Source organism: Mesorhizobium sp. 01N446, assembly GCF_056399285.1.
This window is the reverse complement of the sequence record NZ_JBFTRA010000001.1, coordinates 925,625-946,422: the sequence shown is the minus strand read 5'-3', so window position 1 is coordinate 946,422 and position 20,798 is coordinate 925,625. Positions and strand designations below refer to the sequence as shown.

The 20,798-nt window shown below is 65.7% G+C and carries 20 protein-coding genes and 1 tRNA gene; 15 read left to right on the top strand and 6 right to left on the bottom strand.

From position 1 onward, the window contains the following. The first annotated feature begins 71 nt into the window (after positions 1-71). The 12 genes from AC1DPX_RS04375 to AC1DPX_RS04320 all read left to right on the top strand — a co-directional run bounded on the left by AC1DPX_RS04375 (position 72) and on the right by AC1DPX_RS04320 (position 12,070). Positions 72-764 (top strand): glutathione S-transferase family protein, encoded by a 693-nt coding sequence (locus tag AC1DPX_RS04375; protein ID WP_202356986.1) that lies wholly within the window; start codon positions 72-74, stop codon positions 762-764. Continuing rightward, positions 745-1,899 (top strand): tRNA epoxyqueuosine(34) reductase QueG, encoded by a 1,155-nt coding sequence (gene queG / locus AC1DPX_RS04370; RefSeq protein WP_477234831.1) that lies wholly within the window; start codon positions 745-747, stop codon positions 1,897-1,899. Before AC1DPX_RS04375 ends, queG begins: the two co-directional genes overlap by 20 nt. Then, entirely contained in the window at positions 1,896-2,795 is a 900-nt protein-coding gene (locus AC1DPX_RS04365; protein ID WP_477234829.1) for an SDR family oxidoreductase, read from the top strand. Before queG ends, AC1DPX_RS04365 begins: the two co-directional genes overlap by 4 nt. A gap of 81 nt (positions 2,796-2,876) precedes the next feature. Then, positions 2,877-3,956, top strand: coding sequence for a penicillin-insensitive murein endopeptidase (gene mepA / locus AC1DPX_RS04360; protein WP_477234827.1), 1,080 nt, complete (start codon positions 2,877-2,879; stop codon positions 3,954-3,956). Positions 3,957-4,217: 261 nt separating this feature from the next. After that, a complete protein-coding gene (locus AC1DPX_RS04355) occupies positions 4,218-5,237 on the top strand; it encodes a glucokinase (protein WP_477234825.1) in 1,020 nt (339 codons plus the stop codon). A 137-nt stretch (positions 5,238-5,374) separates the two neighbouring features. Next, complete coding sequence (locus AC1DPX_RS04350) at positions 5,375-7,234, top strand: ABC transporter ATP-binding protein (RefSeq protein WP_202356981.1); 1,860 nt, start codon at positions 5,375-5,377, stop codon at positions 7,232-7,234. After that, positions 7,231-8,076, top strand: a complete 846-nt coding sequence (gene dapB / locus AC1DPX_RS04345; RefSeq protein WP_477234823.1) for a 4-hydroxy-tetrahydrodipicolinate reductase — start codon at positions 7,231-7,233, stop codon at positions 8,074-8,076. Before AC1DPX_RS04350 ends, dapB begins: the two co-directional genes overlap by 4 nt. Before the next feature lie 41 nt (positions 8,077-8,117). Beyond that, a complete protein-coding gene (locus AC1DPX_RS04340; protein ID WP_477234821.1) occupies positions 8,118-8,738 on the top strand; it encodes a 2,3-bisphosphoglycerate-dependent phosphoglycerate mutase in 621 nt (206 codons plus the stop codon). A gap of 285 nt (positions 8,739-9,023) precedes the next feature. Further along, positions 9,024-9,108 (top strand) — tRNA-Leu (locus tag AC1DPX_RS04335). 196 nt (positions 9,109-9,304) lie between these two features. Beyond that, positions 9,305-11,047, top strand: a complete 1,743-nt coding sequence (locus AC1DPX_RS04330; RefSeq protein ID WP_477234818.1) for an FAD-dependent oxidoreductase — start codon at positions 9,305-9,307, stop codon at positions 11,045-11,047. A gap of 9 nt (positions 11,048-11,056) precedes the next feature. After that, positions 11,057-11,365: a UBP-type zinc finger domain-containing protein gene (locus tag AC1DPX_RS04325; protein ID WP_015314705.1), complete on the top strand. Its 309-nt coding sequence runs from the start codon at positions 11,057-11,059 to the stop codon at positions 11,363-11,365. Between the two features lie 165 nt (positions 11,366-11,530). Next, on the top strand, positions 11,531-12,070 hold the full coding sequence (locus AC1DPX_RS04320) for a cytochrome b (RefSeq protein ID WP_477234816.1): 540 nt from the start codon (positions 11,531-11,533) through the stop codon (positions 12,068-12,070). 6 nt (positions 12,071-12,076) lie between these two features. Here AC1DPX_RS04320 and AC1DPX_RS04315 read toward each other — a convergent pair whose 3' ends face one another. The 5 genes from AC1DPX_RS04315 to AC1DPX_RS04295 all read right to left on the bottom strand — a co-directional run bounded on the left by AC1DPX_RS04315 (position 12,077) and on the right by AC1DPX_RS04295 (position 15,876). Continuing rightward, on the bottom strand, positions 12,077-12,250 hold the full coding sequence (locus AC1DPX_RS04315) for a hypothetical protein (protein ID WP_202356978.1): 174 nt from the start codon (positions 12,248-12,250) through the stop codon (positions 12,077-12,079). A 70-nt stretch (positions 12,251-12,320) separates the two neighbouring features. Further along, the gene (locus AC1DPX_RS04310; protein WP_477234815.1) at positions 12,321-12,803 is read right to left on the bottom strand and encodes a DUF2127 domain-containing protein; all 483 of its coding nucleotides are present in this window, start codon (positions 12,801-12,803) and stop codon (positions 12,321-12,323) included. Between the two features lie 224 nt (positions 12,804-13,027). Beyond that, positions 13,028-13,408 carry a YkvA family protein gene (locus AC1DPX_RS04305; RefSeq protein ID WP_202356976.1) on the bottom strand — a complete coding sequence of 127 codons (381 nt, stop codon included), beginning with the start codon at positions 13,406-13,408 and terminating at the stop codon, positions 13,028-13,030. Positions 13,409-13,540: 132 nt separating this feature from the next. Further along, positions 13,541-13,717, bottom strand: coding sequence for a hypothetical protein (locus AC1DPX_RS04300; protein ID WP_167334885.1), 177 nt, complete (start codon positions 13,715-13,717; stop codon positions 13,541-13,543). Positions 13,718-13,815: 98 nt separating this feature from the next. Then, on the bottom strand, positions 13,816-15,876 hold the full coding sequence (locus AC1DPX_RS04295; RefSeq protein ID WP_477234813.1) for a transcriptional regulator: 2,061 nt from the start codon (positions 15,874-15,876) through the stop codon (positions 13,816-13,818). A 176-nt stretch (positions 15,877-16,052) separates the two neighbouring features. Here AC1DPX_RS04295 and AC1DPX_RS04290 point away from each other — a divergent pair, with 176 nt between their 5' ends. From AC1DPX_RS04290 to AC1DPX_RS04280, 3 genes are all read left to right on the top strand, one after another. Continuing rightward, on the top strand, positions 16,053-17,141 hold the full coding sequence (locus AC1DPX_RS04290) for a PLP-dependent cysteine synthase family protein (protein ID WP_477234811.1): 1,089 nt from the start codon (positions 16,053-16,055) through the stop codon (positions 17,139-17,141). A gap of 13 nt (positions 17,142-17,154) precedes the next feature. Next, positions 17,155-18,642, top strand: a complete 1,488-nt coding sequence (locus AC1DPX_RS04285) for a pyridoxal phosphate-dependent decarboxylase family protein (protein ID WP_477234809.1) — start codon at positions 17,155-17,157, stop codon at positions 18,640-18,642. Between the two features lie 67 nt (positions 18,643-18,709). Beyond that, positions 18,710-19,066, top strand: coding sequence for a hypothetical protein (locus AC1DPX_RS04280; protein ID WP_202356972.1), 357 nt, complete (start codon positions 18,710-18,712; stop codon positions 19,064-19,066). A 28-nt stretch (positions 19,067-19,094) separates the two neighbouring features. On the opposite strand, the gene AC1DPX_RS04275 is transcribed toward AC1DPX_RS04280, so the two are convergent. Next, positions 19,095-20,603, bottom strand: coding sequence for a winged helix-turn-helix domain-containing tetratricopeptide repeat protein (locus AC1DPX_RS04275; protein ID WP_202356971.1), 1,509 nt, complete (start codon positions 20,601-20,603; stop codon positions 19,095-19,097). Positions 20,604-20,798 lie beyond the last annotated feature (195 nt).

Below are 20,798 nucleotides of genomic sequence, written 5' to 3'. Positions count from 1 at the left end.
CCGCTAACCGGGCGGCCAAGACTTACCGGTGCGCCCGGCGATTCGCCAGTGCGCTTTATCATCGCGGAACCATGCTGACGCTTTTCCACCATCCGATGTTCGCCACCTGCCGCTTCGTCCGCCTTGCCTTCGGCGAGTATGGCGAGGAACTGGCGCTGATCGAGGAAAAGCCGTGGACGCGGCGCAAGGAGTTTCTGGCGCTGAACCCGGCCGGCACGCTGCCGATCCTGCTCGCCGAAGGCGACGTGCCGATTGTCGGCGCGACGGTGATCTCGGAATATCTCGACGAGACGCGCGGCGTCTTGAAGCGCGACAAGCGGCTGTTCGCCGAGGATCCGATGCAGCGCGCCGAAATCCGCCGGCTGATCGACTGGTACCTCAACAAGGCCGAAAGCGAAGTCACCCGCCATCTGGTGCGTGAACGCGTGCTGAAGCCCGTCATGCCGGAAACGGCGGGCGGCGGGTCGCCCGATTCGGGCGCCATCCGTGCGGCGCGCGCCAACATCCGCCAGCACATGAAATACACCAACTGGCTGGCCGGCACCCGCCATTGGCTGGCCGGCGGCCGGGTCACCTATGCCGACCTCGCCGCTGCGGCGACGCTGTCGGTGCTCGACTATCTCGGCGAGATCGACTGGCGCGAACACCCTGCTGCGCGCGAATGGTACACTAGGGTGAAGTCGCGGCCCTCCTTCCGGCCGCTCTTGACCGACCGCGTGCGCGGCCTGTCGCCGGTGTCGCATTATGCGGACCTCGATTTCTGACGCCGCAAAACTGCGCGCGCTGATCGACGCGGAGGCGCAGCGCGCCGGCTTCGATGCCATTGCCGTCACCTCTCCCGATGCCATCCCGCTGGCGCCGGCGCGCCTGGCCGAATTCGTCGCCGACGGTTTTCACGGCTCGATGGAGTGGATCGCCGAGACGATTGCGCGGCGCAGCGAGCCTTCCACGCTTTGGCCCGACGTGCGCTCGATCGTCGTGCTGGCGATGAATTACGGGCCGGATCATGATCCGCGCGACCTGCAGGCCAGGCACAACCTGGGCGCCATCTCCGTCTACGCGAAGAACCGCGATTATCACGATGTGATCAAAGGCCGGCTGAAGGAAATCGCCGGCAAGATCGTGGCGCGCGCCGGCGGCGACGTGAAGGTGTTCGTCGACACCGCTCCGGTGATGGAAAAGCCGCTGGCGCAAGCCGCCGGCCTCGGCTGGCAGGGAAAACACACCAATCTGGTCAGTCGCGAACACGGCTCCTGGCTGTTCCTCGGCACCATCTTCACCACGGCCGAACTCACACCCGACCGCGCCGAGATCGACCATTGCGGCTCATGCCGCGCCTGCCTCGACGCCTGCCCGACCGATGCTTTCCCGGCGCCCTACCGGCTCGATGCGCGGCGCTGCATTTCCTACCTCACCATCGAGAACAAGGGGCCGATCCCGCATGAATTCCGCGAAAAAATCGGCAACCGCATCTATGGCTGCGACGATTGTCTGGCCGCCTGCCCATGGAACAAGTTCGCGCGGACAGCGTCGGAAGCCAAACTCGCCGCGCGCGACGATTTGCGCGAGCCGGCGCTCGCCGACCTGCTCGAACTGGACGACACGGCCTTCCGCGCCTTCTTCTCCGGCTCGCCGATCAAGCGCATCGGCCGCGACCGTTTCGTGCGCAACGTGCTGATCGCCGCCGGCAATTCCGGCGATGCCGCTCTGGCCGTCCCGGTGCGTGCGCTGCTCGCCGATCCCTCGCCGCTGGTGCGGGGCGCGGCAATATGGGCGCTGGCGCGGCTGGTGGCTGATGCCGAATATGCGGAGCGGGCCGTGACCGGTCTGGAAACCGAGAACGATGCGGCGGTGCGCGAGGAATGGCGCCTGGCGCGGCCAGACAGGGCGCATGCATGAGCCAAAAGCAGATCTTCATCTTCGGCGCCGGCTATTCCGGCAAGGCCTTTGCCCGCGCCAACAAGGATGCCGTTGCCATCCTTGGCACGACGCGGTCCGAGGAAAAATTCGCGTCGCTGCGCCAGGCCGGCATCGCCCCGCTGCAGTTTGACGGCACGCTTACGGACGAAATCGGCGCGGCGCTGGAGAAAACGACGCATCTGGTGATTTCGGTTGCCCCGGAAGAGGCCGGCGACCCCGTCTTGAATGCCGCCCGGGCGGCAATCGCAGGGATGCCGGCACTGGAATGGATCGCATATCTCTCGACCGTCGGCGTCTATGGCGACTACGGCGGCGCCTGGGTCAACGAAAAGACCACGTGCCGGCCGGTGTCGAAGCGCTCCGTCATGCGGGTCGAGGCCGAGCAGGCGTGGCTGAAACTCGGCGAGGAAATCGGCCGGCCGGTGGCGATCTTGCGCCTGTCCGGCATTTACGGCCCGGGCCGCAATGCGCTGGTCAATCTGGAGAGCGGCACCGCGCGGCGGCTGGTCAAGCCCGGCCAGGTGTTCAACCGCATCCATTGCGACGACATCGCAGGCGCGTTGTGGCAGCTTGTCGGAAGCAACAAAGGCGGCATCTTCAACGTCACCGATGACGATCCGGCGCCGCCGCAGGATGTCGTCGCCTATGCCGCATCGCTGATGGGCGTCGAGCCGCCACCGGAAATTCCTTTCGAGACCGCCCAACTTTCGCCCATGGCGCGGTCCTTCTATGGCGAGAACAAGCGTGTCGCCAATGCGGCGATCAAAGCGGCGGGCTATTCCCTGCGCTTTCCGGACTACCGCGCCGCCTTCGACCATATGTGGGCAAGCGGCGACTGGCGCGACGGCGAGGCACGCAGCCCGATGAAGGGCTGATCGGGCGAAAGAGCGGGCGATCGAAGCAGGCCGCGTTGCGTGCTATGATTCGGCCTTGGGATGCGGTGGGGATCCGGTTTCATGAAGACAGCGATGTGGCTGGGCAAGAAATCACTGCTGGCGGCGGTGTTCTGTCTGCTTGGTCTTGCCGCGCAGCCGGCACTGTCCGAGGAACGGGCCAAGGACCTGTTCGGCGCCGAGAAACTGCCGACCGCGACCGCTCCGCAATCCTTCGGCTTCTATTCCAAGGGCTGTTTCGCCGGCGGTGTCGCCATCCCCATGGACGGCCCGACCTGGCAGGTCATGCGGCCCTCGCGCAACCGGCGCTGGGGCCATCCGGCGATGATCGCGCTGATCGAGAAACTGTCGCGCGACGCTGCTGCCGATGGCTGGCCGGGCCTTTTGATCGGCGACATTTCGCAGCCGCGCGGCGGCCCGATGATGACAGGCCATGCCTCGCACCAGATCGGGCTCGACGCCGACGTCTGGCTGACGCCGATGCCGGACCGCACCATGACCAGGGCGCAGCGCGAATCGATGAGCGCCACCTTGATGGTCGACGAGAAGACCCATCTGGTAAAGGACGCGCTGTGGACGCCGCAGCACACCGCGCTCTTGAAGCGGGCGGCGAGCTACGCGCAAGTCGAGCGCATCCTGGTCAATCCCGGGATCAAGAAAAAGCTCTGCGACACCGTCAAGGGCGACCGTGGCTGGTTGCGCAAGATCCGGCCGTTCTGGGGCCACGACTATCATTTCCACATGCGCATCGGCTGCCAGCCCGGCTCGCCCAACTGCAAGGCGCAGGAGGCGACGCCGGATGATGACGGCTGCGGCAAGCCGCTGGCCTGGTGGTTCACGCAAGAACCATGGCGGCCCAACAAGAACCCGGATGCGCCGAAGGCACGCGACGTGATGACCATGGCCAACCTGCCCAAGGAATGCCGCGCCGTGCTCGAAGCGCCGGGGCCAGAGTCAGCCGAGGCGGCGACCTATCATGGCGGCGCCGTGCCGGTCGCGGTCGCCGCACCCGAACCGGAAACGCCGCCGCAGCCTGCCGCCACGGCCAGTGGCGAGGCCGATTTGCCAGGCGCGGCAAATGCTTTCGCGGCGACCCCCAGAATGGGCGCGCCGGTGCCACGGCCACGGCCGCCCGCGAAATGACGGCGCTCTAGCGTCCAATTTGAGCTGGGGAATGGGCAAACCTCCGAAGTCGGCGCCGCCCCTCATTGCCCTGCCGGGCATTTCTCCCCGTAAACGGGGCGAAAGAAGCTGGCCTCGACGCGGGCGCCCTTCTTGCCGCGTCAATGCGGGGCGGCGCCAGCGCTCGAAAACTGACACTCAAGCGGCTTTCCCTTTGCGGGGCCATGCGCTAGTCAACGACGAGGCGGTGAGAGGCTGCCGAGAACGAGGCGGACGAAGAGCATGGCAGGCGAAGACGAAACAGCTTTGCGGTTTCCGATCCTGATCGGCGACATTGGCGGTACCAATGCGCGCTTTTCGATCGTGCTCGACGCCAATTCCGAACCGACCGAGCCGCAGATCGTCCAGACCGCCAATTTCAACACGATCGACGAGGCGATCCAGGCGGCGGTGCTCGACCGCTCGTCGGTCCGCCCCAATTCGGCGGTGCTGGCGGTGGCCGGTCCGGTCGATGGCGACGAGATCGAGCTCACCAACTGCCCCTGGGTCGTCAAGCCCAGGCAGATGTTCGCCAATCTCGGCCTGAGCGACATCGTCGTGCTCAACGATTTCGAGGCGCAGGCGCTGGCCGTCGTGGCGCTCGGCGAAGAACATATGGAAAAGATCGGCGGCGGCACGCCGGAGCCCAATGCCGGCCGCGTCGTGCTCGGCCCCGGAACCGGTCTCGGCGTCGCCGGGCTGGTCCATGCGCTGCGCCACTGGATTCCGGTGCCCGGCGAGGGCGGCCATATGGATATCGGCCCGCGCACGCCGCGCGATTTCGAGGTTTTCCCGCATATAGAGAAGCTCGAGGGCCGCATTTCGGGCGAGCAGATCCTGTGCGGGCGCGGCCTCGTCAACGTCTACCGGGCGGTGGCCAAGGCGGACGGCAAGCCCTCGCCCTTCACCACGCCGGCAGAGATCACCGGCGCGGCCCTGGCCAAGACCGATCCGGTGGCTGAGGAAGCGCTGGAGACCTTCGTTACGTGCCTCGGGCGCACCGCCGGCGATCTTGCCCTGGTGTTCATGAGCCGTGGCGGCGTGTTCTTGACCGGCGGAATCGCGCAGAAGATCGTGCCGGCGCTGAAGGAGGGCAATTTCCGCGCCGCCTTCGAGGACAAGGCGCCGCACAGCGCGCTGATGCGCACCATGCCCGTCTATGTCATCACCCACCCGCTGGCCGCACTTCTCGGCCTTGCCGCCTATGCAAGGAACCCCTCGCTGTTCGGCGTCCAGACGGCGGGCCGGCGCTGGCAGGCCTGACCCCCCGGGCACGAAGCGCCCGGGCCGCCCGCGACGAAGTTAATCAGCCGCGGGCATAGGCAAGCCGGCCGCATGGCGCTAAGAGGAGTGCCGAATTACAGCCCGGTCCCAGGCGGAAAACCCACGAAGCTCCCGATTTGACACTTCAAGCTCCAAACAAGCAGAAAGCCAGCGTTGGCGAGGTCAACGCCGTGCTGCGCCGCATCCTCGCTGAAAACGGCCGCGATCATCGCTGGTCCTATGTCGTCGCCGTCTCCTGCATGCTGCTGGTGTCGGGCACGACCGCCTTCACGGCGTGGATCATGAGCCCGATCGTCAACCAGATCTTCTACGAACGGCGCGGCGACCTGGTGGTGTGGATTTGCGCCGGCATCATGGGCGCCTTCCTGGTGCGTGGTTTCGCCGGCTACGGCCAGGCGGTGGCGCTGGCCACGATCGGCAACAATCTGGTGGCGCGCTACCAGAAGCGCATCTTCGACCATCTGATGAAGCTCGGCGTGGGCTTCTTCAACGACACCCGCTCCGGCCGGCTGGCGGCGCAGGTCAACGAGAATGTCGGCGGCATCCGCGACCTCCTGTCGATCACGCTGACATCCATCACCCGCGACGCGGTGACCCTGGTCGGCCTTGTCGGCATCATGATCTACCAGGATCCGATCCTATCGCTGAGTTCGCTGCTGATCGGACCGCCGCTGATCTGGGCGGTTGTCTACCTGACGCGGCGCGTCCGGCGCATCACGCGGGAATCCGTGCTGATCAATTCCAGGCTGATCGGCGCCGTGCAGGAAGCCACGCAAGGCATCGCCATCGTCAAGGCCTTCACCATGGAGGACCAGCTGGCAAGCCGCATCGGCGCCTTGGCCGACACGGCGGAGCAGCGCTCGAACAAGATCGCCCGCGTCTCGGAGCGGCTGGCGCCGATTTCAGACATGCTGGCCGGCCTCGCCGTCACCTCCGTCATCGCCTATTCCGGCTACCGGGCGCTGGTTCTCGGCCAGCCGCCGGGCGCGGTGTTTTCCTTCATCACCGCGCTGATCCTGGCCTACGACCCCGCGAGGCGCCTGGCGCGCATGCAGGTCGGCATGGAGCGCGCGCTGGTCAACGCCCGCATGATCTACGAACTGCTCGACCTCGAGCCGCAGCAGGGCGACGCGCCGGATGCCGTCGAGGCACACTTCACGTCAGGCGAAGTGCGCTTCAACAATGTCTCCTTCCGCTATGTCGAGGAGATGCCGGTGCTGCAGGAGCTGAGCTTCGTCGCCGCCGCCGGCAAGATGACCGCCATCGTCGGCGCGTCGGGCGCCGGCAAGACGACGCTGGTGGCGCTGCTGCAGCGCTTCTACGATGTCGAGTCCGGCTCCATCGAGGTCGACGGGCAGGACATTTCCAAGGTGACGAAGCAGTCGCTGCGCGGCTCGATCGCTTATGTCTCGCAGTCGCCCTATCTGTTCGAAGGCACGATCCGCGACAACATCCGCTATGGCCGCATGTCTGCCACCGACGCCGAGATCGAGCGCGCGGCGAAACAGGCGGCGGCCGACGAGTTCATCCGCCAGCAGCCGCAAGGCTACGACACGCCGGTCGGCGAAGGCGGCTCGACCCTTTCCGGCGGCCAGCGCCAGCGCGTTTCGATCGCCCGCGCCATCGTGCGCCAGGCGCCGATCCTGCTGCTCGACGAGGCGACCTCGGCGCTCGACAACGAGGCGGAAGCGCGCGTCCAGGAAGCGCTGACCCATGTCATGGAAGGCCGCACGACGATCGTCATTGCCCACCGCCTGTCGACGGTGGTCAATGCCGACCACATCATCGTCATGGAACAGGGCAGGGTGGTCGAGGAAGGCTCCCATGCCGCGCTGATGGCCGACCCGCACAGTGTCTATGCACGGTTCCACCGGGTGCAGGGCAAGAAGGGGCTGGGGCTTGTCGACGACAGCGCACCGATCCAGACTTCGTCCCAGGACTTTGAGACCGAGGCCAGCGCCGGGAGCAAGGCATGAGCGAGACATCGGCAACAGCCGGCAAGCCGGCAGGCGACATGGGCCTTGTGGTGGTGGGCGCGGCCGGCCGCATGGGCCAGACGCTGATCCGCGCCATCCACACCATTCCGGGCGCCCGCGTCATCGGCGCGGTCGAACGCGCGGATTCGCCGCATCTCGGCAAGGATGCCGGTGAGCTGGCGGGCATCGGCATCATCAACGTGCCGATATCAGACGATCCGCTGCCGGTCTTTGCCAAGGCCGACGGCGTGCTCGACTTCACCACGCCGGCCTCGACCGTGGAATTCGCCGGCTACGCGGCGCAGGCGCGCATCGTCCATGTCATCGGCACGACCGGCTGTTCGGTCGACGACAATGCGAAAATCGCGGCGGCCGCGCGCCACGCGACGATCGTCAAGTCGGGCAATATGAGCCTCGGCGTCAATCTGCTGGCGGTTCTGGTCGAGCAGGCGGCGCGCGCGCTCGATGCCGACGATTTCGACATCGAGATCCTGGAGATGCATCACAAGCACAAGGTCGATGCGCCGTCGGGCACCGCACTGCTGCTCGGCGAGGCCGCTGCCGCCGGGCGCGGCATTGCGCTGGCCGGCAACGACGTGCGTTCACGCGACGGCCATACGGGCGTGCGGAAAACCGGCACGATCGGCTTCGCCACGCTGCGCGGCGGCTCTGTGGTCGGCGACCACAGCGTCATCCTGGCCGGCACAGGCGAGCGCATCACGCTGTCCCATCACGCCGAGGACCGCGCCATCTTCGCCCGCGGCGCCGTCAAGGCGGCGCTCTGGGCACGCGGCAAGAAGCCGGGACTCTATTCGATGCGGGACGTGCTCGGCCTGAGCTGAAACGGCCAATCTACCAAATTGCCAATCTGAAGGGAGCAAACATGTCGAGAACCCTCGTGCTCGTGCGCCATGGCCAGAGCGAATGGAATTTGAAAAACCTGTTCACCGGCTGGCGCGACGTCGATCTGACCGAGCAGGGCCACGCCGAGGCCAAGGCCGCCGGGCAAAAACTCAAGGCGCGGGGCCTGATGTTCGACATCGCCTTCACCTCGGCGCTGACCCGGGCGCAGAAGACCTGCCAGCACATTCTCGACGCGGTGGGCCAGAGCGATCTGAAGACCATCCGCGACCAGGCGCTCAACGAACGCGACTATGGCGACCTCTCCGGCCTCAACAAGGACGATGCCCGCAAGAAATGGGGCGAGGAGCAGGTGCATGTCTGGCGCCGCTCCTACGACGTGCCGCCGCCCGGCGGCGAGAGCCTGAAGGACACCGGCGCCCGCGTCTGGCCCTACTACCTCCACGACCTGCAGCCGCACGTGCTGCGCGGCGGCACGGTGCTTGTCGCCGCCCACGGCAATTCGCTGCGCGCACTGATCATGGCGCTGGACGGCAAGTCGGGCGAGGAGATCGTCAAGCTGGAACTCGGCACCGGCGTACCGGTCATCTACCAGCTCAACGCTGATTCGACCGTGGCGTCGAAGGAAGTGTTGGAGGGCTGACGGCGATAAGCCTCGGTCATCAATTGTAAAAGTCGGCGCTGCCCCTCATCCCCCTGCCGGGACCTTCTCCCCGTATAGTGACGGGGAGTAGGGGCTGCTGGCCGAAACGCCGGCGATTGGCGAAATCGGTGATGAGAGCGTCCCTCTCCCCGTCTCTATACGGGGAGAGGATGCCGGCAGGCAGGTGAGGGGCGGCGCCAACGCCCGAAACTGAGCCGGCGAGCATCGGCCCTCAAAAAAGCGCGTTGACAGCCATCGCTTGCCCGCTTACATGAGCCCGCACCAGCCCAGATGGCGGAATTGGTAGACGCGCACGGTTCAGGTCCGTGTTCCGCAAGGAGTGGAGGTTCGAGTCCTCTTCTGGGCACCATTTTTTCCCGACTACCAACGGGACGAGCGAATTCCTTCTCATAAATCTTGCCCACGGACTTGGTCATTTCCGGGCGGATCATCGTCGCGGATCCCCGGGCTGAGGATGACGAAGCGCAGAGGGCAAACCTCCCCTCCTGGCCAGTCCCCGAACAAACCGCTTCAAACCGCGCGGCCTCTTCGCTACGCTCCCGCTCATGTCTCAATCCAGCACCGCAATCTTCGGCGCCCGTCGCGATCAGGCCTTTCCCACGCTGAGCGAGGCTGACATCGACCATATGCGCCGCTTCGGCGAGGCCAGCGCCTATGCCGCCGGCGAGCACATCATCAAGGCCGGCGATGTCGCGCCCGGCCTGATCGTCGTGCTGTCGGGCAAGGTCGATATCACGCAGGATGGGCTCGGCCGGCGCGAGACGATCGTCACCCACGGTCCGGGCAGCTTTGTCGGCGAGCTGGCGCAGCTTTCGGCCCGGCCTTCACTGGTCAATGCCGAGGCCGCCGAACCGGTCGAGGCCTTCGTCATCCCCTCGCGGCGCGTGCGCGACCTGATGGTGCAGGAGGCCAATCTCGGCGAGCGCATCATGCGGGCGCTGATCCTGCGCCGCGTCGGACTGCTGGAAAGCGCCACCAGCGGTCCGATCATCATCGGACCATCAGGCAATGCCGACGTGCTGCGGCTGCAGGGTTTCCTGGCCCGCAGCGGCCAGCCGCACCGCGTGCTCGATTCCGGCAGCGACCCCTGCGCCAAAACCCTGGTCGAGCGCTTCGAGGTCGATCCGCACCATCTGCCGGTGGTGCTGTGCCCGAACGGCAGGCTGCTGATGAATCCGAGCGAGAAGGACCTCGCCCGCTGCATCGGCCTGCTTAGGCCGATCGACGCGGACACGCTTTATGATGTCGCCATTGTCGGCGCCGGGCCCGCGGGGCTGGCCGCGGCCGTCTATGCGGCGTCGGAAGGGCTGTCGACCATCGTGCTCGATTGCCGGGCCTTTGGTGGGCAGGCCGGCGCCTCCTCGCGCATCGAGAATTATCTCGGCTTCCCCACCGGCATCACCGGCATGGCGCTGATGGCGCGCGCCTACAACCAGGCGCAGAAATTCGGCGTCGAAATGGTGATCCCCGACGAGGCGAAGCTTTTGAGCGCGGCGACCGACAATTCAGGCGCCCGTTACCTGCTCGATGTCGGCGATGGCGAGACGGTGCGCACGCGCAGCGTGGTGATCGCCAGCGGCGCGCGCTACCGCCGCCTCGACGTCGCCAACCTGTCGCAGTTCGAGGGCACCTCCGTGCACTATTGGGCCTCGCCCATCGAAGGCCGGCTTTGCGCCAGCCAGGAAGTGGCGCTGGTCGGCGCCGGCAATTCGGCCGGCCAGGCGGCGGTCTACCTCGCCAGCCATGCGCGCAAGGTGGCGCTGCTGGCGCGCGGCGGCAGCCTCGATGCCTCGATGTCGCGCTATCTGGTCGAGCGTATCAAGGCGCAGCCGAACATCGAGGTGCTGACCGAGACCGAAATCGAGGCGCTGGACGGCGAGGACGGCAACCTTGCCACTGTCCGCTGGCGCAACCGCGTCAGCGGCGAGGAGACGACGCGCCCGATCCGCCATCTCTTCCTGTTCATCGGCGCCGACCCGAATACGGACTGGCTGGCGCAATGCAATGTGGCGCTGGATGCCAAGGGCTTCATCCGCACCGGATCGGAGCTCGGACCGGAACATGGCCTGATGGAGACCAGCCGCAGCGGCGTGTTTGCCATCGGCGACGTGCGTTGCGGTTCGGTCAAGCGCGTCGCGGCGGCCGTCGGCGAGGGCGCCCAGGTGGTCGCGGCCTTGCATGCCTATCTCGCGCGGGACGGTGACCACGCCGGCGCAACGCAAAGCATGATCCCGAAAAGTGGGAACCGGTTTTCGGAAAAGATCATGCTTCAACGAAAAGATAGCTAGGAGAGTGTGATGGCGGACGAATGCAAGCATGCGGCCGGGATCAAGGACGTGACGCCGAGCGCGCTCGGCTGCGAGGAATGCCTGAAAAGCGGCTCGTGGTGGGTGCATCTGCGGCTTTGCCGCACCTGCGGCCATGTAGGCTGCTGCGACGACTCGCCCAACCGCCACGCGACAAAGCATTTCCACGCCACCAGCCATCCCGTCATCGAGGGCTACGATCCGCCGGAAGGCTGGGGCTGGTGCTATGTCGACGAGGTCTTTCTCGACCTCGGCGACCGCACGACACCGCAGAACGGCCCGATCCCAAGGTTTTATTAAGCCGGCCGGAAAGCAGAGTTCGAACCGCTCGACGATCAAGAATCCGAAAAGCCCGGTTCGTCCGGGCTTTTTGTCGTTTTCGGGCGCGGCCAACGGGATCGTCGCCGGACAAAGCTTTGACATGATCGCGGCTAGTTTAGAAACATTCAAAACTGGAAGCCTCGCATGCAACCCACCTACACAAGCGCGCAGAAGGCCATTCACTGGGCGGTGTTTCTGCTGGTCATCGGCCTTTATGGCCTGACCTATCTGGAGGAGCTCTTTCCGCGCGGCGATCCCGGCCGCGCGTTCGTCTGGTGGCTGCACATTTCGTTCGGGCTGCTGCTTTTCGCGCTGGTCGTCATCCGTGTCGGCCTGCGCCTGACGCTTGGGACGCCCGGACTGCCTCAGGAAATGTCACCGCTCGAACGATGGGCGGCCAAGGTCGCGCATCTTCTGCTTTACGCGCTGCTGGTGGCCATTCCTGTGCTCGGCATCCTGCTGACCTGGTACAGGGGCGATGCCTTGAGCTTCTTCGGTCTTTTCACCATCCCGGCTCCGGTTTCGCCGGATCGCGACACGGCCCGGTTCATCAGGGAGCTGCACAGCCTCTGCGCCAATTCGATCCTCATCCTTGCCGGCGTGCATGCGGCGGCGGCGCTGTGGCATCATTTCATCCGCAAGGACGACGTGCTCAAGCGCATGCTGCCGCAAAGCACGCCCTGACAGCGATCAGTCCCGCTTTGGCGTCGCCGGCGCGGGCGCCGGATTGTCGACGCTGTTCTCGTTCACCTGGAAGGCTTTGCCTTCGACCGGCTTTTTCTTCAGACGGTCGCCGGTCCGCGGCTGCGGCGGGTGCTCCGGGTTTTCTTCGGTGTTGTCGTTGACGTCGAGGGCTCGGGTCATCACGTCCTCCAGGTTCTGTCCTGGAACACAATGTCCGGCAGCGCGTGGGGTTCCTCGCGTCAGGGAAACGTCATGCCGGCTTGTGCTGTCGCACGATCCGCCATTCGTGCCAGATCAACACCATGACGGCAGCATCGAAGACGGTCAGCACCAGCAGGCCGAATGACTGGGTGTATGAGTAGCGGTAGACCTGGTAGATCATGAACAAGCCCAACGCCGCGAGCGATGCCGGATAAGACCAGAGCTTGCCTCGCAAAAGCCCGATAACCAGGGCAAGCTTTATCAGGCCGTGGCTGAGCAGGTAAAAGGCATAAAACTCCTTGCTGGCGATCGAGAAATGGCTGGCCATCTGCGACAGATGGCCAGCTATGAAATCATTCGGATCCTCGATCAGTTCATCCGCGGTGAGGGCGTTGACCCAGGAGGCGATGGTATCGGTCGTGACGACATAGAGCAGGATCCCGCCGATGGATTCGATCAGGGCGTGCACACCCTTCAGCCATACGCTGACTTCGAAGATCTGATGGATGCGGTGTTCATCGACGGGTTTCAAGAATCCACCTCACAACCAGCCACGGAAACCCACGCCAAATCGATGTAGCTTTAACACACTGGATAAATGCCGCGGCCGGCATCAGCCCGTTTCTCGATGAAACGATGATGGGCGTCTCCCAGATCGGGGTTCCTCTCATGGTGCGGCTGGCTTACTGCGAGAAACTCCCGTCTGGACAATCTGGTGACCAAAATCCCCTAGCCAGGCGCGGGACGCGGCTTCGATCAGCCCACGAAGTAGCGATAGCCCAGCCATCCCGCCAGCGCGACCGAAGCGACCCAGATACAGGCGATGATCACCGCCGCGCCACGGCTCACCGGCCTGTCGACGGCAAGGGCGGCGGCCTCCCGGTGTTCCGCCATGACCTCGGGCGGTATCATCTTGACCACGGCAAGGATGCCCAAGGGGACCAGGATCGCGTCGTCGAGATAGCCAACCAGAGGGATGAAATCGGGAATCAGGTCGATCGGCGACAAGGCGTAACCTGCGACGCACACGGCAAGCGCCTTGGCGTACCACGGCGTTCGGGGATCGCGCGCGGCGAGGTAGAGCGCATGCACGTCGCGCTTGATCGTTCGTGCCCATTCACTCAGTGTCGCGGCCATTGGCGACCTTAGCGCCAAATGATGAGGCGCCGATAGCGCACGCCAACCGCCCGACACACCTTCATGGCGTCCGCCTGTCAAGGCATGACACAAGTTCGGGGCTTCCCGACAGGCGGCTCGGAGCCGCTCCGCCTATCGCACGGACCCGGTGACCGTGCGGTCGACGTCGGGAACGGATTTGCGGTCGTTGCCGGCAAGGGCGGCTATGATCAGCAGGCTGGCGACGACGGGAACGAACAGCACCGCGACGCGGGCCTGTACATGAAGAATGGCGCGCCATTCGCTGCGCTTGTCGGGGCTGTCGCTCATCATACTCACTTTGCCATGGACCCCCCGAGGGGTCACATAGAGGTGAACGGTTAAGCAACTCCTTCCGACTTCGTTAACGGCGGGCTTCAGGCGCGAAATCAGCTGAGCCCGATCCTTCTGGCGCCTTGCCGGAACAGCGCCTCGGCATCGGGGTCGAAGCGGAAGGTGCCGATGAAATCGTCGGCGCGATAATCAGGCAATGTCTTGCGGATGGCGGCGGCAAAGCCGCGCGCCTCGTCGAGGCGGCCGGCCAGCGCCAGGCAGTGCGCGGCGATCGCCAGGATGATGGTGTGCGCATTGGGCCGCGCCGCCGCCTTCAGTGCCCACTCGGCCGCCTCCTCGAACTGGCCGAGCCGGACATGCGACATGGCGCGCGACCCCAGCATGCCGAACAGCAGCGGGTCGAAGGGGCTGAGATGCCGCGAATGGTCCGACGAGCTTATCGCCGCCTGCGGGTCGCCCGACTGCGAATGGACGAAGGACAGCGCGTAATGGCCGAGCGCGAAATTGGGGCTGAGGTCCACCGCCCGCCCCAGTTCGGCGAGCGACCCGTCCCGCTCGCCGCGCAGCCACAGCGCCCGGCCCATCGCCCAGTGTGCGGCCGGATTGTGATCGTCGATCAGCAGGCTGTGGCCGGCGCTCTCATAGGCCAGCGCGCTTTCGCGGTCGCGGTCGCCCCAGCGCTGGAAGGCATTTTGCCAGTGGGTGAAGGACAGACCGGCATAGGCGCGGGCAAAGGTCGGGTCGAGCTGCAAGGCCTTGTCGAAGAAATGCCGCGCCTGCTCGTTCTCGGCCTGGGTGAAGCGGTACATGTGCCAGAGGCCACGATGATAGGCCTCCCAGGCGTTGAGCGAATTGGGCGCCTTCAGCATGGCGCGGTTGCGCTCGACCGTTTCGATCTCGGCCGAGATCGACGACACGATACTGTCGCCGATATCGTCGAGCACGGCGAAGAGGTCGTCGGGCCTGCGCTCGAAGGTCTCCGCCCAGACGATCCTGGCGGTGCGCACCTGGACCAGCTCGACGCTGACGATCAGCCGGCTGGCCGTGCTGCGCACCGTGCCGGTGGCGACATAGTCGACGCCAAGCTTTCTGCCGGCCTCCTCCGGTGCGATGGCTTTCTCGGCCAGCGCGAACACCGACCCGCGCGCGATGACGAAGAAATCCCTGAGCTTGGCAAGCCGGGTGATGATGTCGTGGGTGAAACCGTCGGCCAGCCCGCCGCGCGCGCCGCTTTCGTCGACAAACGGCATCACCGCCAGCGAAGCGTGGCTGGGTTCGACCGGACCGGCATCACCCGTTGGGGCCAATTGCGGTGATGTGGACGGGCCGGCCGGCTGCGCCTTGAGCGAGGTGCCGGACGGTTGGTCGCGGATTGTCTGCCAGGCCGCGCGAAGCGGGGCGAAATCCAGGTCCTCGGACCGAAACAACCGTTCCGCCGAAGCCAGATGCTGCTCGGCCGCGCCAATCTCGCCGCGCTTCGCCAGATTGGACAGCAAGGCCAGATGCGCGCGGGTGTCGAAGGGCGCCAGCTCGACCCATTTGTCGAGATGCGTGGACATTTCAGGCGAGCCGGCCGGATCGGTTGCAGCAAGCTGTTCCAATATGGCGGCGTGGAATGCGTGAAAACGCCGGCGCTGGGCGATCAGCCAGCTGTCGAAGAGCGGGCTTCGCTCGAGCACCAGTCCGTCGAGCAGATCACCGGCGAAGAACTCTGCCAGCGCGCGCAGCCGCTCCGCATCCAGCGTGGCGATTCCTTGCGCGGCGGCGTGGCTAACCTCCAGCGCGTCGACAAGGCAGCCGTCGAGATCGAGCGCGACCGTATCGCCCTGGGTGGTGACCCGGCGCCGGTCCGGCGTGTCGAGGGCGGCGCGCAGCTTGCTCAGGCACCAGCGCAATTCGCCGCGGGGATCGTTGGGCACGTCCCACAGCAGCTCGCACAGGCGGCCGCGACCCACGGCGTGCGGCGCCAGCGCCAGATAGGCCAACAGCGCGCGCAGCTTCCGCGAGGCCGGCAGCGCCACCGGCGCGCCATCACGCAGGATCTCCAGCGCTCCGAGCAGGCGCACGGAAAGCACCGGCCTGTCGCCGTCCAGCCTCGATGGTGCGGATTCCACGTCAGTTTCCACGCCTGCTCCCACGCTGGCCCGTCGGCCCATGCCCTATGACCAAACACGACACGGCGCATCCGGCGGCAAATCGCGCGCCGCATGCGGCTGTTGCCGCATCGCCGGCACGTCAGTCCTAGCGCGGCAAGGTCTCGAAATCTCGCCGCCCAACCCGCCGGTTTGTAACCGGCCTGTGATGACAACGAGCACAGACAAGGAGTTCTTCCATGTTGCAGCAACGGAAAATCAGAACCACCGCCGGGCGCGGCCGCCTGTTCGACAGCATTCTGGACACGGTCGGCGACACGCCGGTGATCCGCATCAACAATCTCGGACCGGCCCATGCGACGATCTACGTCAAGGCCGAGTTCTTCAACCCCGCCGCCTCGGTGAAGGACCGGCTGGCGCTCAACATCATCGAGGAGGGCGAGCGCAGCGGCGCGTTGAAGCCCGGCCAGACGGTGGTCGAGGCGACCAGCGGCAACACCGGCATCGGGCTTGCCATGGTCTGTGCGCAGAAGGGTTATCCGCTGGTCGTCACCATGGCCGACAGTTTTTCGGTCGAGCGCCGCAAGCTGATGCGCATGCTCGGCGCCAAGGTGGTGCTGACGCCGCGCGCCGAAAAGGGTTTTGGCATGTACAAGAAGGCGGTCGAGCTGGCCGAGGCCAATGGCTGGTTCCTCGCCCGCCAGTTCGAGACCGCCGCCAACGCCGCCATCCACGAAGCCACCACGGCACGCGAAATCGTCAATGATTTCACCGGCTCGCGGCTCGACTGCTTCGTCACCGGCTATGGCACCGGCGGCACCGTCGTCGGCGTGGCGCGCGTGTTGCGCCGCGAACGGCCGGACACCCGCATCGTGCTCTCCGAGCCGGCCAATGCCCAGCTTATCGGCAGCGGCAAGGCGCAGCAGCGCGGTGCCCATGGCGCGCCTGCGGCCAGCCATCCGGCCTTCGAGCCGCATCCCATCCAGGGCTGGACGCCGGATTTCATCCCCAATGTCCTGCAGGAAGCGATCGACACCAGCCTCTATGACGAGGTGATGCCGATCGCCGGGCCCGAAGGCATCAAATGGGCCAAGGCCCTGGCGCAGAAGGAAGGCATCTTCACCGGCATTTCCGGCGGCGCCACCTTCGCCGTGGCGCGGCAGGTCGCGGAGAAGGCGCCAGCCGGATCGGTGATCCTGTGCATGCTGCCCGACACCGGCGAGCGCTATATGTCGACGCCGCTGTTCGACGGCATCGAGGCCGAGATGGACGCCGACGAGATGGCGCTGTCGCGCTCGACGCCCGGCTGCCAGTTTCCGGCGGCTTGACGGGAGCCCGGCCATGGACATCGCGCAGGAATCCCTTGGGCTGCTGGCCGAGGAAACGCTCGACCCCGCCGACTGGGCCGCCGTCCAGGCCCTGTCGCACCAGGTCATCGACGATGCCGTCGATTACCTCGGCAATGTCAGGGACCGCCCGGCCTGGCGGGAGATGCCGGCCGAGGTGCGAGAAGCCTTCGCGGCACCCTTGCCTCACTTCCCCGCGCCGCTGGCCGCCGTCTACGGCGAGGTCTCGCGCACCGTGATGTCCTACCCTATGGGCAACATCCATCCGCGCTTCTGGGCGTGGTATATGGGGTCGAGCAACTTCACCGGCGCGCTCGGCGATTTCCTGGCGGCAATCCAGGGCTCCAATCTCGCCGGCGGCAACCACGCCGCCGGGCTGATGGACAGCCAGGTGGTCAACTGGTGCAAAGAGATGCTGGGCTTTCCCGCTTCCGCCTCCGGCACGCTGGTCAGCGGCGGCTCGGTGGCCAACATCATCGGCCTGACCGTGGCGCGCAACACCAGGGCCGGCATCGACGTGCGCGAGCACGGCGTCGCGGCGATCGAAAAGCCGCTGCGCTTCTATGGCTCGGACCAGATTCACTCCTGCCACCGCAAGGCGATGGAAGCGCTGGGCCTCGGCAACAGGGCGCTGCGCCGCATCCCAACCGACGCCGGCCTGCGCATCGACATACCGGCCCTGCGGGCGGCGATCGTTGAAGACCGCGCAGCCGGCTTCAAGCCGGCCTGCGTCATCGGCAATGCCGGCACGGTCAACACCGGCGCGATCGACGATCTGCGGGCGCTCGCCAAGCTCGCGCATGAGGAAGGCCTGTGGTTCCATGTCGATGGCTGCATCGGCGCGCTGATCGCAATTGCGCCGGACAATGCGCACCGCGTTGCCGGCATCGAATGGGCGGATTCGGTAGCGCTCGATCCGCACAAATGGCTGCACGCGCCGTTCGAGGTCGGCTGTGCGTTGGTCAGGGATGCGGTGGCGCATCGTCGGACCTTCGCGGTGACGCCGGAATATCTGGAATCGACGCCGCGCGGTCTTGCTTCCGGCGAGTGGCTGCACGATTACGGCCTGCAGACCTCGCGCGGCTTTCGCGCGCTCAAGGTCTGGATGGCGCTGAAAGAGCATGGCGTCGACAAATTCGGCCGCCTGATCGACCAGAACATTGCGCAGGCCTCCTATCTCGCCGGGAGGATCGAGGCCGAGCCGTCACTGCAGCTGGCCATGTCACCGACCATCAACATCGTCTGCTTCCGCTATCAGCCCGGCGTTGCCGGCGAGGCGCTGAAGACGCTCAACACCGAGATCATGCTGCGGTTGCAGGAACTGGGCATTGCCGTCCTTTCCGATACCACCGTGCATGGCGAACACTGGCTGCGCGTGGCGATCGCCAACCACCGCACAAGGCGCGAGGACCTCGACCTTCTGATCAGTGAAACGGTGCGGCTGGGACGCGAGATCGCGGCGGAAGGTCCTTACGCGAAATAGGTCCAAAAGCGGGCGACAGGCATGGGCGGCCATGCGATTCTGCGGCGGTGATTCGGGGGACCCGACCGTGACGCTGTTTCGTATGGCCGTGCTCGCGGCGCTCGTCTGCTCCAGTGCGGCCCAGGCTGCCGACATGGCCTTCTTCGTCAAGAACCTGCGCAAGGAAGCAGTTGCGGTCGAGCTGTTCAGCCGCGACCGCGAGACGGTCTGGCCGGGCAACGGCAAGGTGTTCCTGATCGACCCGAATTCGCAGAAATCGGTGCCGCTGTCCTGCAATTCCGGAGAGCGCATCTGCTATGGCGCCTGGGTCGACGGCAATGACCGGATATCCGCCGGCGTCGGGCCTGACAACGACCAGCCTTGCGACACCTGCTGCTTCATCTGCGTCGAACACACGACCGAGACCATCGATCTGGTGCCGTGATTGGCGCGCCTCCGCGCAGGAGGTCACGTTAATCCGGAAGACCGGCCTTGCGAAAACCATCGACGAAATGATCGCGCATCGCGTCGTCGCGGAAAGGCTCCGTCCAGACCCAGTGGCTGGTGGTGAAATGCGGGTTGCCGATGAGGAACATTTCGACTTCGGCGCGCGCCTCGTCGAGCCGGCCGAGTTGCGCCAGGCTTGCCGCCAGGAAACGGCGTGAGCTCGTCCGGTAGGTTTCCTCCCGGCGCAGGGTCTCGACGGCTGCTTCGTAATCGCGCGCCGCATATTGCGCCTCGCCGAGCGTCAGATAGTACCAGCTTGCCGGATAGGGATTGAGCCGGAACGCCTTGCGGATGTGCTCGAGGCCTTCCTCGACCTTTCCGGCCAGCACCGCGATGTCGGACAATGTCGCCCAGGCGTCGGCCTCGTTCGGGTCGAGTTCGAACGCCTTGGCGAATTCGGCATCCGACTCTTCGAAGCTGTGCTCGTAGGCCAGCAGATTGCCGAGCACCCAGCGGCAGCCGGCATCGTTGGGATCGATCGCCACGGCCTTGCGCGCCAGTTCCAGCGCGATGCGGCGGTTGGGTTCGACCGGCTCGCCCCAATGCACCCATCCCATCCAGTGGTTCATGGCAAGCCAGCGATGAGCCTCGGCATAGTCTGGATCGAGGGACACCGCGCGCGTCAGCAACAGATGCGCTTCCCGCGCCGTCTGCGGGGATTCGTCGATCAGCTTGCGCGCCCGCACGCACAGATCGTAGGCCTCGAGATTTGTCGGCCGGTTGCGCGGCGGCGCCGCGCGCAGCCGGCCGAGCAGCGCCTCGACGATCTTCGCCGTGGCCTCGTCCTGAACGGCGAAGATATCGTCCAGGCCGCGATCGAAGCGTTCGGCCCACAGATGCTCGCCGCTCTTGGCGTCGACCAGCTGTGCGTTGATGCGCACGCGCCCCGCGGCGCGCCTGGCGCTGCCCTCCAGCAGGTAGCGCACGCCAAGCTCCTCGGCGATCGCCCGCACGTCCATCGCCTTGCCCTTGTAGGCAAAGGTCGAGTTGCGCGCGATGACGAACAGGCCCGGGGCCCTGGACAGGTCGGTGATCAAATCCTCGGTCAGCCCGTCGGCGAAGGCCTCCTGCTCGGGGTCGTTGCTGAGATTGACGAAGGGCAGCACCGCGATCGATGGTTTGTCGGGCAGCGGCAAGGGTTTGCGCTTCGTCCGATCGAGCTGTTCGATGGCGCCGGTGAAGCGGTAGCCGACGCGTGGCACCGTCGATATCCATTCGCCGCCATCGGCGGGCGGCCCAAGCAGCTTGCGCAGCTGCGCGATCTGGACGGTGAGGTTGCCTTCCTCGACCGCTGTCCCCGGCCACGCCGCGTCCATCAGCTCGGCTTTTTCGAGGATTTCGCCGGGCCGTTCGACCAGTGCGGCAAGCAGCTTCAGCCCGCGATAGCCGACGGCAACGGGATCGTCGTTCCGAAGCAGCGTTCCCGCACCCGGATCAAGCACGAACGGACCAAAGGCAAAGCGTGATCCCTGCATACGCGCATCTATAGAGCAATTCCGGGAAATGTGTGAGGCGGTTTGCCGGGAAAAAGCGAACGGCACGTTCTCCGGGAATGATGCCAAAACAAAGAGTTAAGGTCCATTTGGAACTTTTGGGAACTATTTGGGAGGGCTTAATTACGGCGCCCTCCATATCCTGCAGAATTCAACCACTTTCAGAACAAGGGCTGC

Coding starts and splice junctions, on each gene's coding strand:
- AC1DPX_RS04375 (WP_202356986.1), top strand. CDS start 72: ATGCTGACGCTTTTCCACCATCCGATGTTCGCCACCTGCCGCTTCGTC.
- queG (WP_477234831.1), top strand. CDS start 745: ATGCGGACCTCGATTTCTGACGCCGCAAAACTGCGCGCGCTGATCGAC.
- AC1DPX_RS04365 (WP_477234829.1), top strand. CDS start 1,896: ATGAGCCAAAAGCAGATCTTCATCTTCGGCGCCGGCTATTCCGGCAAG.
- mepA (WP_477234827.1), top strand. CDS start 2,877: ATGAAGACAGCGATGTGGCTGGGCAAGAAATCACTGCTGGCGGCGGTG.
- AC1DPX_RS04355 (WP_477234825.1), top strand. CDS start 4,218: ATGGCAGGCGAAGACGAAACAGCTTTGCGGTTTCCGATCCTGATCGGC.
- dapB (WP_477234823.1), top strand. CDS start 7,231: ATGAGCGAGACATCGGCAACAGCCGGCAAGCCGGCAGGCGACATGGGC.
- AC1DPX_RS04340 (WP_477234821.1), top strand. CDS start 8,118: ATGTCGAGAACCCTCGTGCTCGTGCGCCATGGCCAGAGCGAATGGAAT.
- AC1DPX_RS04330 (WP_477234818.1), top strand. CDS start 9,305: ATGTCTCAATCCAGCACCGCAATCTTCGGCGCCCGTCGCGATCAGGCC.
- AC1DPX_RS04325 (WP_015314705.1), top strand. CDS start 11,057: ATGGCGGACGAATGCAAGCATGCGGCCGGGATCAAGGACGTGACGCCG.
- AC1DPX_RS04320 (WP_477234816.1), top strand. CDS start 11,531: ATGCAACCCACCTACACAAGCGCGCAGAAGGCCATTCACTGGGCGGTG.
- AC1DPX_RS04315 (WP_202356978.1), bottom strand. CDS start 12,250: ATGACCCGAGCCCTCGACGTCAACGACAACACCGAAGAAAACCCGGAG.
- AC1DPX_RS04305 (WP_202356976.1), bottom strand. CDS start 13,408: ATGGCCGCGACACTGAGTGAATGGGCACGAACGATCAAGCGCGACGTG.
- AC1DPX_RS04300 (WP_167334885.1), bottom strand. CDS start 13,717: ATGAGCGACAGCCCCGACAAGCGCAGCGAATGGCGCGCCATTCTTCAT.
- AC1DPX_RS04295 (WP_477234813.1), bottom strand. CDS start 15,876: ATGGGCCGACGGGCCAGCGTGGGAGCAGGCGTGGAAACTGACGTGGAA.
- AC1DPX_RS04290 (WP_477234811.1), top strand. CDS start 16,053: ATGTTGCAGCAACGGAAAATCAGAACCACCGCCGGGCGCGGCCGCCTG.
- AC1DPX_RS04285 (WP_477234809.1), top strand. CDS start 17,155: ATGGACATCGCGCAGGAATCCCTTGGGCTGCTGGCCGAGGAAACGCTC.
- AC1DPX_RS04275 (WP_202356971.1), bottom strand. CDS start 20,603: ATGCAGGGATCACGCTTTGCCTTTGGTCCGTTCGTGCTTGATCCGGGT.